This window comes from Actinomyces sp. oral taxon 180 str. F0310, assembly GCF_000185285.1.
In the GTDB taxonomy this organism is placed as follows: Bacteria; Actinomycetota; Actinomycetes; order Actinomycetales; family Actinomycetaceae; genus Pauljensenia.
In genome coordinates, this window is record NZ_GL622194.1 from 1,629,704 (window position 1) to 1,642,541 (window position 12,838).

Annotated in this window: 15 protein-coding genes; 3 read left to right on the plus strand and 12 right to left on the minus strand. The window is 62.2% G+C overall.

The annotated features are described in order from the left end of the window. Window positions 1-231: 231 nt before the first annotated feature. A complete protein-coding gene (locus HMPREF9006_RS10395) occupies window positions 232-1,251 on the minus strand; it encodes an endonuclease domain-containing protein (RefSeq protein ID WP_009212873.1) in 1,020 nt (339 codons plus the stop codon). A 406-nt stretch (window positions 1,252-1,657) separates the two neighbouring features. On the opposite strand from HMPREF9006_RS10395, the gene HMPREF9006_RS06935 reads away from it, so the two are divergent. Beyond that, the gene (locus HMPREF9006_RS06935) at window positions 1,658-2,980 is read left to right on the plus strand and encodes an ROK family transcriptional regulator (RefSeq protein WP_009212874.1); all 1,323 of its coding nucleotides are present in this window, start codon (window positions 1,658-1,660) and stop codon (window positions 2,978-2,980) included. A gap of 18 nt (window positions 2,981-2,998) precedes the next feature. On the opposite strand, the gene HMPREF9006_RS10740 is transcribed toward HMPREF9006_RS06935, so the two are convergent. From HMPREF9006_RS10740 to HMPREF9006_RS06965, 11 genes are all read right to left on the minus strand, one after another. Beyond that, window positions 2,999-3,148 (minus strand): hypothetical protein, encoded by a 150-nt coding sequence (locus HMPREF9006_RS10740; protein WP_009212875.1) that lies wholly within the window; start codon window positions 3,146-3,148, stop codon window positions 2,999-3,001. Beyond that, complete coding sequence (locus HMPREF9006_RS06940; protein WP_009212876.1) at window positions 3,145-3,936, minus strand: hypothetical protein; 792 nt, start codon at window positions 3,934-3,936, stop codon at window positions 3,145-3,147. The genes HMPREF9006_RS10740 and HMPREF9006_RS06940 overlap by 4 nt, the downstream gene beginning before the upstream one ends. A 59-nt stretch (window positions 3,937-3,995) precedes the next feature. Then, window positions 3,996-4,127 (minus strand): hypothetical protein, encoded by a 132-nt coding sequence (locus HMPREF9006_RS11005; protein ID WP_009212877.1) that lies wholly within the window; start codon window positions 4,125-4,127, stop codon window positions 3,996-3,998. Then, entirely contained in the window at window positions 4,124-5,020 is an 897-nt protein-coding gene (locus HMPREF9006_RS06945) for a hypothetical protein (RefSeq protein WP_232209857.1), read from the minus strand. Before HMPREF9006_RS06945 ends, HMPREF9006_RS11005 begins: the two co-directional genes overlap by 4 nt. A 2-nt stretch (window positions 5,021-5,022) precedes the next feature. Then, window positions 5,023-6,207 (minus strand): WXG100 family type VII secretion target, encoded by a 1,185-nt coding sequence (locus HMPREF9006_RS10635; RefSeq protein WP_009212879.1) that lies wholly within the window; start codon window positions 6,205-6,207, stop codon window positions 5,023-5,025. Beyond that, on the minus strand, window positions 6,207-6,500 hold the full coding sequence (locus tag HMPREF9006_RS06950) for a hypothetical protein (protein ID WP_009212880.1): 294 nt from the start codon (window positions 6,498-6,500) through the stop codon (window positions 6,207-6,209). The genes HMPREF9006_RS10635 and HMPREF9006_RS06950 overlap by 1 nt, the downstream gene beginning before the upstream one ends. After that, on the minus strand, window positions 6,497-6,688 hold the full coding sequence (locus HMPREF9006_RS11035; RefSeq protein ID WP_083806954.1) for an SAV_915 family protein: 192 nt from the start codon (window positions 6,686-6,688) through the stop codon (window positions 6,497-6,499). The genes HMPREF9006_RS06950 and HMPREF9006_RS11035 overlap by 4 nt, the downstream gene beginning before the upstream one ends. A 244-nt stretch (window positions 6,689-6,932) precedes the next feature. Next, complete coding sequence (locus tag HMPREF9006_RS06955; RefSeq protein ID WP_034231382.1) at window positions 6,933-7,826, minus strand: SDR family oxidoreductase; 894 nt, start codon at window positions 7,824-7,826, stop codon at window positions 6,933-6,935. A gap of 131 nt (window positions 7,827-7,957) precedes the next feature. After that, window positions 7,958-8,107 carry a hypothetical protein gene (locus tag HMPREF9006_RS10745; RefSeq protein WP_009212883.1) on the minus strand — a complete coding sequence of 50 codons (150 nt, stop codon included), beginning with the start codon at window positions 8,105-8,107 and terminating at the stop codon, window positions 7,958-7,960. Between the two features lie 9 nt (window positions 8,108-8,116). Further along, complete coding sequence (locus HMPREF9006_RS06960) at window positions 8,117-8,872, minus strand: hypothetical protein (RefSeq protein WP_009212884.1); 756 nt, start codon at window positions 8,870-8,872, stop codon at window positions 8,117-8,119. 698 nt (window positions 8,873-9,570) lie between these two features. After that, the gene (locus tag HMPREF9006_RS06965; protein ID WP_034231385.1) at window positions 9,571-11,175 is read right to left on the minus strand and encodes an MFS transporter; all 1,605 of its coding nucleotides are present in this window, start codon (window positions 11,173-11,175) and stop codon (window positions 9,571-9,573) included. 145 nt (window positions 11,176-11,320) lie between these two features. Between HMPREF9006_RS06965 and HMPREF9006_RS06970 the strand changes: the two genes are divergently transcribed. Both HMPREF9006_RS06970 and HMPREF9006_RS06975 read left to right on the plus strand, forming a co-directional pair. After that, window positions 11,321-11,863 (plus strand): DUF4956 domain-containing protein, encoded by a 543-nt coding sequence (locus tag HMPREF9006_RS06970; RefSeq protein ID WP_009212886.1) that lies wholly within the window; start codon window positions 11,321-11,323, stop codon window positions 11,861-11,863. A 57-nt stretch (window positions 11,864-11,920) separates the two neighbouring features. Then, window positions 11,921-12,742 (plus strand): polyphosphate polymerase domain-containing protein, encoded by an 822-nt coding sequence (locus tag HMPREF9006_RS06975; RefSeq protein WP_009212887.1) that lies wholly within the window; start codon window positions 11,921-11,923, stop codon window positions 12,740-12,742. The last annotated feature ends 96 nt before the right edge of the window (window positions 12,743-12,838 follow it).

Below are 12,838 nucleotides of genomic sequence, written 5' to 3' on the forward strand. Positions count from 1 at the left end.
GTGGAGTGGGTTGTGGTCGTGCGTGGCGTCGCTGGTGGAGCCGTGCGTTGTCGTGCGGTGCGGGTCTCGGTTGTTGTCGTGCGGGCGCGGCATCGGGCCGACTGTGCGGCCGTTGCGCGTCGTGTTTGCGTCGTCACAATTTATTTGTTGTGGGGTAAAACTTAATACCTGTGCGCGCTCTCGTCAAGGCCACTCGAAAAGTCCGTTCGACGGGCGTGTGAGATGTGGCGTTCAGCGGCCGGCGCGCTGGCGGATTGCAACGAGAACCTGCGCGACAACCTCGTCGAGACGTCGCAGATCGGACCAGCGAATGCGGATGATGCGCCACCCGGCCAGTTGGAGGAGGCGAGCTCGACGCTGCTCCGCCTCGATAGTCTCGTGCACTTCCTGAACGCTGTCGCCGTACTTGATGCGCCCATCGAACTCGATGGCGATTTTCAGACCGGGAAGCGCGATATCAATGAAGAAGGTGTGCCCGCTGCAGCGTACTTCTTCCTGCGTGGTGATTCCCTTGATTCCTGCCAGGATCAAAGCGTGGAGAACGCGAGATTCTCCGGGGGACTCGCATCCGGCATCCGCGTGGGAAATGACCCACCGCGCTTGGCTTGTGCCGCGGCTCGAGCGGGGGAGTGACGCGAGTTCCCGCAGGAGATCGTGACGTGCCTGTTCGGCTCGTTCGCGTGAGGCGAGCTGGTCGAAGCGCGAGTAGCTCGCCAGCCGAGCTATGCCGGCGCACGTCAGAGCAAAGGCCTGCTCCTTCGCAGCTAGCCGCGCGCAGTCGACCACGATGCGCGGAGCGAAAGGGATGGCGAAGCCTTCTGCAATCTGGTGTGCAGGAAGAGATGTTCGGACGATTGAGGCTTGTCCCGCCGGCATAATCAGTTTGGAGCCGATGTGAACCGCATGGAAAGAGAGCCTCCGCTCGCCACAGCTGATCGGTGCATAGGCGGTAATAGGCCCCTTGTCGGTGATGACGGGGAGGCCGAGGATCCATCCCGCACACTCGCCAGTCAGAATATGATCGTGCCGTCGCATGCTCAGGGCGCAGATGCGAGACCCGCGAACAATCGTCTTTTGGAGCCACAGAGGATGCCCCTCAAGAGTTGAAGTGGGGAGGTAGATTCCCCGCGCGATCCTGGCGAGGGTTCCGCTCCGAACTGCTCGGCTGATGCGCATCCGATTCGGTTCATGGTCTGGTGTGACGAGAGACTCCCGAATCGCCTGCAGCGACGGTACTTCGTTGTCGATCATGGTGCGCTCCCAAGGTTGGAAATCTCGCGATGATCTGACTGTGTTGCGTCATGTCTTTTCGAGCAAGTAGTGTGCGATTGCCTGTGGATAACGCGAAAAGCCGATGCGTCCTGGGGAAACCTGCCTGTGAAGGGCGTTTGCTGAGGCGCCTCGCCGTGTCGTTGTTACAAACGTCGTCAATCTGCACCGTTTGAAACGTCTCTCTGTATGCCGGTGTTACAAACGTCGTCATTCTATGGCGAGAATCGGCTCAATTTGGTGTTTTTGGCGTCGGAATGACGACGTTTGTAACATGCAGCCCGAGAGATTGACCGACAACGCTTCGGATTGACGACGTTTGTAACAGTTGCAGCTGTCAACTCGTCAAACTCGCGGAACCATTGCCCCGACACGGTAGCCTGGGTCTATGCCGACCCGTTCCGACAGCGCCAACGACGCCGGCCGCATCAGTCGCGGCCCGGTCGCCTCGCTGCACCCCTCAGAGCGGAGGATGAACGCTGATAACCGCGGCGTGAAGTCGGAAAACGTGCGAGCCTCCAACATGTCGACGGTGCTGCGCAACATCCTCGTCTCGCCGGGAGAGGTTACGCGCGCAGGCCTCTCGCTGCGCACCGGAATGACGCGCGCGACGATCTCGCGTCTCGTGGACGACCTGGTGGGTGCGGGCCTCGTGCGAGAAGTCGAACCCGGTGACGGCGGCGGCCGAGGCCGCCCGGCCAACCGCCTCACCCCCGCCGAGGGAAGCGCAGCCGCCCTCGGCGTCGAAGTGGACGTTACGAGTCTTGACATCATGCTCGTTGACCTTGCTGGACGGGAGCTTGGGCACCGCCGGATCGAGCGCGATCTCGCCGACAGTGCACCGGCTGAGACGATGGCGTTCGCGGCCCACGAGGCCCGCACGTTGCTCGAAGAAACCCTGCCTGACGGTGCCCTGTTCCTGGGGACAGGCGTTGGGCTGCCGGGCTTGGTGTCGCCGACCCGGCTGGCGCTCGCCCCGAACTTGGGGTGGCGAGACATCCCGCACGCTCAGCTGCTGGCCCCCCTCGCCGACCTCAACCCGATAGTCGTCGCGAATGAAGCGGACCTGGCGGCATACGCGGTCGCTTACACGCGTCCGGGTGTGGCCGACGGGCCCTCGACCTTCGTGTACGTGTCGGGCGAGGTGGGCGTTGGCGCGGGTGTCATCGTCGATCACCGCCCGATGAGTGGGGCGCGCGCCTGGTCCGGCGAAATTGGGCATATGTGTGCCGATCCGAACGGGCCCCTGTGCCGCTGCGGGGCGCGGGGATGCCTCGAGGCGTACCTGGGCGTGCGCGCCCTTGCCGAGCACGTGGGCGCTCCCGCGGGGTCCGGAGCACGTGATATTTTGCGCTGCGCGGGTTTCGTCGACGACGCTGAGTTCGAGACCTTCGAGTATCTTGCCGAGGCGGCAGTGCACGAGCGTGCGCGCGCCGTGCTGACGGAGGCCGGAGCAGCCCTCGGGCGCGTGTTGTCGGGCGTCATTAATGCGATGGACATTCCACACGTCGTCCTGGGTGGCGCGGTTGCTGAACTGAGTAGCGCCCTGCTGGATCCGGCCCGCGAGGAAATTGAGACGCGGACGCTGCAGGCCCCGTGGTCGTCGCCGATCGTTGAAGTATTAACGGATTCTGCGTCCCTGACGGTTCGGGGTGCGGCATTCCGAGTGCTGGATTCACTCGTGGATGACCCCGCCGCGTTCCTCAGTTAAGCGTTTCGTCGCCTCGTCCTACCAGTCGCCCAAGCCCAGGTAGTAGAGCGGGTGGGTGAGCACCGCGACGATGCGATCGCGGTATTCGAGGGGCAGCATCGGGTAGATGACGATGGCGGCTAGGACCGCGACGATCAGTATCACGAGGATGCGTTTCTTGGTGCTCATGGGCGCCTCCTTTGTGGGGTGGTGAGTGTTGCGTGGGCCTGCGCGAGGATGTCGTTGACGAGGTCCACGCCCTGCGGTGTGGCCAGGAGTGGACGGTCCTCGGGATGCTCGTTGAAGTGCCGGATGAGGGCGTCGAGGCCGGTGTAGGGGATGCCGATGCGCTCGGACGAGATCCCCCATGGTCCGTCGTATATGTCGGGGTCAGCGTGAAGAAATATCGTTGGATGGATGATGTCATCGATGGTGACGTTATCCGTCCACAGGATGGTGACGTCCCGGTCGTTTGGATCTTCCTCGACGGACAGTAGCTCCGGGAAGTGGAAGGAGATTCCCTTAGGCGTCAGAGTTGTCGTCTGCTTGTCACTCAGGGCAATGATGAGGTCCTTGCCGGGGTTATGTGTGCACTCAAGATAGGCCATGGATGCAACGGCGAAAACATACATCGCGGCATGGAAGGGCTGTCCGGTCGTGAAACCCGCGGCCATCGTGCCGCCCGCGAAGGCGTAGAGCAGCAATCCGGTCGTGATGAGCGCGATGGATTGATGGTTGCCCGGAATGACGATGGAGTCGTCCTCGAAACGGGGACGCGATGACCAGAACGGGCGCACACTCTTTTCGATGAGGTGGGGAAGCGCCGCGGCCAGGTACAGGGGGAACCAGATGAAAAGGAGCTGGAGCGGGCCGATGTGAATGAACAAGAAGATCCAGTAGGCGCACACAGCGACGACTACGTTGAAAACGATGGCGACACCTGTGAGCTTCCAGAAGTCTCGCGCCGCCAAGTCCACGCCCCGAGGAGAACTGTCGTGGGGTTTTCTTGCCAAAAATGAGGAAGGGCGAGCCACGGTCACCACCCCAGGCCGATGTAGTACGGCCAGTGCCACGATGGAGCAGAGACATGCTCGCGGTTGTTGAGCGAAACCTGGCTGAGCGTGCCGGGTAGACCGGAAGGTGCCAAAGCCTGTTTCCTGCCGCTCATGGGCGCCTCCTTTGTGGGGTGGTGAGTGCTGCGCGGGCCTGCGCGAGGATGTCGTTGACGAGGTCCACGCCCTGCGGTGTGGCCAGGAGTGGACGGTCCTCGGGATGCTCGTTGAAGTGCCGGATGAGGGCGTCGAGGCCGGTGAAGGGGATGCCGATCGTCCGGCAGCATAATCCCCATGGACCGTTATACGTGTCGGGGTCAGCAAGGAGATCAACATGATGCCTGTCGGTGTCGATGTCAAATATTCGCACGTTCTGATCCCACCGGACGGAGGAGTCGCTGCCGCATCCGTCAGAGGCGGACTCCAGATACTTATGGATTGACAGATGAGGAGCCGCGTGAAAGTCGATGCTATCTGGGGATAACACCGTCATTGAACGATCCTTGATGGTGTTTTTCAGGTCTTCCATTGGATTCTCAGAAAAGAGATGATAGGCAAAAAATGCTGCTACCACCGCAATACCGATAGTTGTCTTGAAGGCGTGCGTTAAGAAACCGAGCATGAGTGCTCCTACGACGGTCATGCAGAGGATCGCGTAGCTAGTGAGGTATCCGATGTTGGTGAGACGCTCACCTCGTATGACAACGTAGCTGTTGACGAATCGAACATGGGGACGCAGATAGGGAACTATCGAGTCGCATGTCACCTGGGGCACTCCAGCTACTACCGGAATTGAAGCCAGATAGACGGCGAAACGGAAATCCCCGTAGTGTGTCAGGCGATAGATTCCTTCAACGATCGCTATCCCGAGAGCGACGATGACGATCGAAACTAGTGCACGTTTCCACTCGTTGCGCCGCCATCTGTCTTCACCCACGAGCGACTCGGTGCGATTGGAAAAGATGCTGGAGAGGAATCCGCTGATCCCCGAACGTCGTGATCGAGTCATGGTCACCAGCCTAATCCGACGTAGTACGGCAGATGCCAGAGAGTGTTGTCGATGCGTTCACGATATTCAAGAGGTACCTGTTTGTAAGCAACGTCGGCTAGATAGGCGGAACCGGCCGCCGCGGCCGCGGCAGCCACTACCTCACCGCCAGCTAGAAGGAAAGCAGGAGCAGTGAGTGTAACGGTAACTTCTGCTGCAACCGATGACCCGATGTATCCCCCAACGATGCCAGCAACACCAGATACTGCAGTCGCAGATGGCTCGTCGCTCGTTGCTACTTCGTACGCAAGCAATAGATTATTGATTCGGTTGATGTTCTTTGCGGTTGTAGACGCAACATTGGAAGCGGTGCGGTAGTCTTTCCTTGCTTGCATAGCCTTTGACAATCTCTTATTTATTAGGGGTGGAACCCTCTTCATTGACGGATCCTGCGCTACTCTAGTGAAGCGTGAATTAGCCTTTTCAAGTTTTTTAAGTCTTGTTTTTTGCTGTGCGCTCGTTGAACCTTCGAGTGTCATAGAAGCTAAGGTCCAGTGGGTCTTCAATTTCTCCAGTGTTCCGTCCTGTGTTTCTTTCATAAAAGGCTCTGGGGCATTGGCTTGCACGCTCTGTAGATGTTTAATTACCCACTGCTCGAGATCGTCTCGAACGAGGCGAGCTCTCTCTCGGAGTTCGGCAAAGTCCCTTAAGCGCTGCTTGTGTTGCTCATATTCGTAGAGGTCGGCGCGGTATAGGTCATGTTCTCGCATCGGCGCATTGGGTGCTGGCATGGGTGGTTCTTGACCAAGAAGTGGAGGGGCAGCGATGTCGTATTCATTAATTACGTCAAGTCCGCATGCTCTGGCATTTGTGCGGATCGTCTCCATGTCGCGGTAGTGGTAGTCGAGCTGTTGCGCGTATGCGCGCATTGCTTCCCATGACCTGTATGCAAAATCGGAGTTTTCTTCGGTTTTTAAACGAAAATCAAATAGTGCTTCTTCGTAGGCGTCAGCACTCTTTCCTGCCCAGTATTCGGGCATTGGAACGAGGGAATTCATCATCTCGATAAATGCATCGGAGAAGGTATTATGGAGCTTTTCGATGACTGCCGCAGCTTCGCGGATCTCTTCGGGGTTTCCATAAATTCTAGTGTCAATGAGACCGACGGCGTCCTGTGGATGCCCTCCGTTTCCTGCCACCATTCCCATTAGCTGAGCTCCTGTTCCAAATTCAGAAAATAGTTTGTTACTTCTTCTTCCTCCTCTTTATGTTGTGCCACCAAGATTCGTAGGTTGTCCGCACTGCCTTGACATTTCTCGGCGAATGTCGTTGCAGCAAAGTCAAGAGTGCCCAATATGTCGATGATGATGTCAGTGGCAATGCCGGCGTCAATAGATATGGGCCGTTTCGGTGGGATTTCTTTAGATGAATCTGCAAACTCCTCGTACTTCCTTGCCATGTTGAAGATCATGTCTTCGGTGATGACGAGGTCTGCGGTCATTGTGGCTTCCGTTCGCGCGCTTCGGGCTCGAAATATCGATCTACTTCGATCGCGTCAAATCCAATTTCTTCTTTGAGTTCTGGGAGACGCTTCGTTTCGATGAGGCCCCATGGTTGCTTCTCGCCCAGTCCGTCAAGGAGACGATCGAGGGACGTGTACGCTAGAAGTACGCGTGCTTCGTTGAACATGTGGGCAAAGAAAAACTGTATTCGCCGTCAGGCCGTTGGTCGATTGGGACGTAAAGGACGGGAGGTGTGACCTCGGGATGTGTGTTCACGGACATGTGTTCCATGACTTGACGCTAGCAGGCATGTGATCGGGGACGCAAGTATAGGCGAAGGATGCAAGCAAGCATGAGCGCATGAAGCGACCCCGTCCTCGTCTCTGAGAAGAGAAGCGAAGCCGGGGCCCACGAAGCCTCAAATGCGACAGTTAGCGGCCAGACGCGAGCGCCGCCCGGGCGACCTCCTCGAAGGAGAGCGGGTGGCGGCCCGCCACGTCGCGCACGGTCGTGGACACGACGTCCATCTCGCCGCGCGCGATTGACGTGTAGGTCGACACCCACGAGTCGTACTCCCACTGGGCGGCTGGCCACTTCTTGCGCGACTCGTACGCCTCCTCAATGGTTTCTCGCACGTAGGTGACGGGATGCCCCTGCACGCGGGTGAGGATTGCGGCGATCTCGTCGAGGGTCAGGGCCTCGGGGCCCGTCACGTCGAGGGTCTGGTTTTCGTACTCGTGGGGCCGGGCGAGAACCCCGGCGGCCACGCGCCCCGCGTCCTCGCGCGCGACCACGCTGACGCGCCCGTCGCCGGCGGGCCCGAGGATGCGGCCCTCCTCGTCCGGCAACTCCACGAAAAAGTCCGCATAGAAGTTGTCGCGCAAGAACGTGTATGTCATGCCCGATGCCTTGATGTGCTCCTCCGTGTGGAAGTGCGTGCGCGCCAGCGTGAACGTCGAGTCGGGCGCCGCGTTCATGAACGACAGGTACACGACGTGCCGCACCCCTGAGGCTGCCGCCGCGTCGACGAACGCGAGGTGCTTGGCCAGGCGGTCCTCGCTCTCGGGCGCGGACACCATGAAGAGGATGTCAACGCCCGTGAGGGCGACGCGCGTCGTGAGGGTGTCCTCGTACGAGCACTTCACCGCGGTGGCACCCGGCAGCTCCGGGGCGCGCGACGGGGTGTTGGCGAGGAGACGCAGGGGCAGGCCGCGCTGGGCGAGGAGGCGAGCGGCCGTTCCGCCGACGTTGCCGGAGGCGCCGGTGACCGCGAGGGAGGGGAGGGGCGAGGCCGGGGCTGCGTGGGTCGTGTTCGTGTCCGTCATGGCGTCAGTGTCCCACCGCGACCGGCTCCCTTCCAAGAAAAACGCCCAGGTGAGTGCACAGATGAGGCGACCCGCCGAGACCAAAGGTCCTTGCCGGGCTTGCAAAAGGCACGCCTGGGGCGTGGGTGTGCCTACCAGCGCCCCAGGCCCAGGTAGTAAAGGGGGTGGGCGAGGATCGCGGTGATGCGCTCGCGGTACTCGAGGGGGAGCATCGGGAAGACGACGACTCCGACGAGGATCGCGACGATGATGACGATGAGGACTCGTTTCTTGGTGCTCAACGCGGTGACCTATCTGCGTGTGGAGGAGGTGAGGGTCTTGTGGGCGTCGGTGAGGATGCGGTTGACCAGGTCGACGCCCTCGGGTGTGGCCAGAAGCGGGCGGTCCTCGGGGTGGTCGTTGAAGTGGCGCATGAGGGCGTCGAGCCCGGTGTAGGTGATGCCGATGTGGTCGGCGCAGAGGTCCCATGGTCCTTCGCGCGAGATGTTGCTGAGATAGATGATGTGTTCCTCGACTGACCCAATGTGGATGCCTTGCTTCCACAGGATCGTCACTTCCGCGTCGCGCTTGTGGCTTTCAAACGATAGGCGCGGAGGGAAGCGGAAGACGATTCCCTCGGGTGTGAGCGTGGTCGTCTGCTTGTCGCGCAGGGTCATCGGCAGGTCTGAGAAGGGGCGTCGGATCCCATCCCAGTACAGCGCAAAGACTACCAATCCGGCGTAGGTCGCTGCCTGCAGGGGGTATCGGGTGATCAAGCCGTATATCAGTAGTGCTGCGGCCGCTATTCCCAGCAAGTAAACGCTGATAATATGGGCGATCGAGTCGTGGTTTCCTCGTATGACGATCGCGCTATCGATGTATCGAGGCCGGGAGGAAGCGAAGGGGCGGATACTCCTTTCGATGAGCTGCGGGAGCGATGCCGCCACCGCGCCAGGGAAGGACAACAGGAGCATCACGGTAGGCGGGTAGGTGGGGTCTGCGAGCCCGAAGGCGTAGGCACCTGTTGGCAGCGCCAAGCTGACAAGGACGAGGATAACGACGCCCATCCAGTACCGTCGAGCATGTCTGTCCTGGCTCAGAGGATCTGGCGATACCTCGGTACGGGGAAAACGGACGTAAGGATGCCAGCGCACGTCACCGCCCCGTTCCGATGTAGTAGGGCCAGTGTCGCAGGGTGTTGTCGACGCGTTTGTCGTTTGGAACCTGTCGGGTGGATGGGGGCACCGGTGGATGGGTGTTCCGTGACATGGTGTCCATGTGCTGACGCTACCAGGGGAATGATGGCCGGGACAAACACGGTCATTGCCCTCCGCAGCTGGTTGGCGGTGGCCAGTCGTGGCTACGAAGCAGGGGACTGCGGTTGGTCCGGTTGGGCGCGGCGCGCGTGAAACCGCGCACGCCCCGGTGCGGGGGTGGCTTGCCGCGTGTTGAAACTACCGCCGCCCCTGCCTGGGTGAGATGGCCACAAAATGGGGTGTTTGGCCTCTGCTGGGGTGGTGCGGGTTTCATGTGAGCGTTGGCGTGCCCATGCCGGGGCGATGTCGGTTTCATTGCGAGTGCCAGCGTGTGGGCTCCTGGGTGGGGGTCGCCACGCGGCGGCCGGAAACCGGAGGGCTGAGTGCTCGTCTGGATGGAAGCAGCGGACAGGCCGCGGCGGACGCAGCCCGGCGACAGGGTGCCGCAGGCCCAGGGTCGCGCAGGAAAGCAGCTCGCGGAACGCGGCAATCGCGAGCCCGAGAGGGCGCTACGCCCCGTGCCTGGAGGAGAAGGATCGCTCGAACTGCTCAAGGGAAACCCCGCGGGTCTCCGGCACGATGAACAGGTAGAAGCACAGGGAAACGACGTTGATGACGCCGAAAGCCACGTAGGTCCAGGTGGCACCCAGGTGGGCGATCATGATGGGGAAGAGCCAGGTGACGATCGCGTTCATGATCCACCCGCAGCCAACGGCGAAGCCCTGCGCGACGCCGCGGATGCGGGCCGGGAAGATCTCCGAGACGAGCACCCAGTTGACCGTGCCGGACTGCTTGGCGAAGACGAACAGGGACACGAGGACGACGACAAGCCACGGCAGGTACGACGGAATCGAGTCGGAGATGGTCCCGTCGGCCAGCGTGTAGGGGGCGATCCCCAGCCCGAAGGTGAGCGCGAGGGCGAACAGGGACAGGGTGACGCCGCTCTCCTGGTAGATGCCGACGTGGCGGCGGGCCAGGCGGGAGACGAGGTACAGGCCGAATGCCGCGCCGACGCACGCCACGAGGCCCGTGATCACGTTGAGGGTGATGGAATCGGCGGAGCTGAAGCCGGCGGCGGCGAGGATCTTTGGCAGGTAGTACATGGCCGTGTTGATGCCGGTGAGCTGGTCGAAGCAGGCCAGGCCGACGCCGATGAGGAGGAGCCTGCGCGTCCACCTCACGGAGACGGTGCGCCGCAGGCTCCAGTGCCCCTGGCTGGTTTCGGCGGCGCGCACGGCGATCATGTCCCGCACCTCGGCTGCGACGTCGTCAACGCGGGCATCACGGATTCGTTTGAGTGCTCCGATGGCCTCGTAGTAGCGTTCCTTGGACGCGTACCAGCGGCCGGACTCGGGCATCAGGCGCATCCCGATCCACAGGAGGATCGCCGGAATCGTGGCGAGCACCAGCATCCACCGCCACGCGGCCCCGTCCCCGTCCGTCACCACTGCGGTCGCGACCCGGGAGGCCTCGTCCCACGAGTACCACTGGCCGACGGCGAGCGTGCCGGAGGGGTCGGCGGAGACCAGGACGCGGGGTCCGCCGTGCGCGTGGGAGAGGGCGGCGTTCATCGAGTAGGCGAGGAATTGGCCCGCGACGATCATGAACTGGTCGAGGGCGACGAGCCCGCCGCGCATCCGGGTGGGTGCGGACTCGGACAGGTAGATTGGGACGGTCGCGGAGGCCCCGCCCACGGCGATGCCGAGGACGAAGCGGAAGAGGAGCAGCAGGTGGATGTTCGGGGCCAACGTGCAGCCGATCGTGCCGACCATGAAGATGAGTGCCAGGAGCAGAATGCCCTGACGCCTGCCGCGCCTGTCGGAGAACCTGCCGCCGACGATGGCGCCGAGGGCCGCCCCGATGGCGAGGATGCCGCCGACGAGTCCCTCCTCGAATTCGTTGATGCCCAGGCCACCGGCGACGCGAGGCATGTACATGTAGGGAAGGGCTCCCGCGATGACGCCGGTATCGTAGCCGAAGAGGAGGGAGCCGAAGGTCGCGACGGCCGCCAAGAGCTTGACGGAACGCGTGGGTCCCGAGGCCGGGGTTGATTCCATCAGTTCGCGTAGTTCGCGGTCGGTGGGGGTGCCGATCGCCTCGGGTCGGGTGCGCATAGCTCCCATTGTGCAACGCGCCGCGAAAGCCGCGAGCGCGACACTCAGTAACCTCTCAGGAAAGTCATAAGGCATGGATGATGGGTTCATAGGTGGTTCATAGGGTCGCGTGGGGAAATGGGGGCATCGACAAAAGGAGATCCCAATGACCGCCCCGATTCTCATCGCTATCGACCTGGCCGCCATGGCCGCCCTCGTGTTCGGCCTCTACTTCCCTCGGCACAGGCGTGCCGACCTCGTAGCCGCCTTCCTCGGCGTCAACGTGGGCGTCCTCGCGGTGACGATCATCCTTGCCAACTCGACCGTGAGCGCCGGCCTGGGGCTCGGGCTCTTTGGCGTCTTGTCGATCATCCGTCTGCGTTCCGACCAGATCTCTCAGACGGAGGTCGCCTACTACTTCGCGTCCTTGGCCCTGGGCCTGCTCACCGGCATGTCCTCCTCGGTCACTCCGCTGCTGGGCGGGCTCATCGCGCTGATCCTGGCCGCCCTGGCGTTCGGCGATTCGAAGCTCGTGTTCGGACGCTACACCTCCCAGACCGTTCAGCTTGATCGGGCGATCGCCGACCCCGACGAGCTGAAGGAGGTTCTCGCACAGCGCCTGGGCGCGTCCGTCGCGTCGGTGAGGGTGGTCAAGCTCGACCTCGTGAATGACCTGACGCTCGTGGACGTCCGATCCAAGGTCGCCTGACCCACGACCCCACCCCCAAGACAACCCGCCCCAAGACGACCCGCAGAGGAACACCTGATGAACGCCGCCCTGAACTCGATCCTCGCCCGCCTGGAGACAATCGGCCTGACCGAACTCAACGAGCGCGCCTCCATGCTCACCCGCGTGGACCGCAAGTATGCGCTGGAGCACGACCGTGCCTCGGCTATCCTGAGCCACCTGCCCGAGGCCACGCGGGTCCTACAGGTCGGCGGGCGCGTCTCCCAGGGGTACGCCTCCACCTACTACGACACGCCGAACATGGACTCCTACCTGCTGACCGCGCTCAAGCGCCGCCGCCGCTTCAAGGTCCGCTCCCGCCGCTACCTCTCCTCGGGTGCCTCCTTCCTGGAGGTGAAGACTCGCGGCGCTCGCAAAACGACCGTTAAGAAGCGCATGACGATCTCGCCCGACGAGGCCGGGGCGCCGCTGGCGGGAGAGCGGCGCCGGTGGGTGACCGACAGGGTCGAACCAACGGGTTATGCCAGCCTCGTCCCGGTTCTCGAGCCGGTCCTGGAAGGCTCGTATGAGCGCAACACCCTGCTTCTACCCAACGGGGAGGGGCGGGCAACCGTGGATACCGGCCTGGAGTGGCACTCCCTGCGCACCGATGGCGCCCGCGTGAGCGGAGGGGACCTGGTCATCATCGAAACCAAGTCGGGAGCCACCCCATCGGTCGTTGACCACCTGCTGTGGGATCAGGGAGTGCGCCCCGTGAAGATCTCCAAGTACGGCACCGCGATGGCCGCCATGCATGATCTGCCCGCCAACAAGTGGCACCGCACCCTCGAGCGCTACTTCCCGGAGTACGTGATCGACCGCGCGGCCACCCGCCCCTCGCCTCTGGCGGCTGCCGCCTGAGCGGCGCGACCCAGACGCGCGATCCGGCCGAGCCTTTGCCGGCCCGAGCCCCGCTGCCACGACACGAGACCGATTGAGTGAAGGAAGAGACAGACA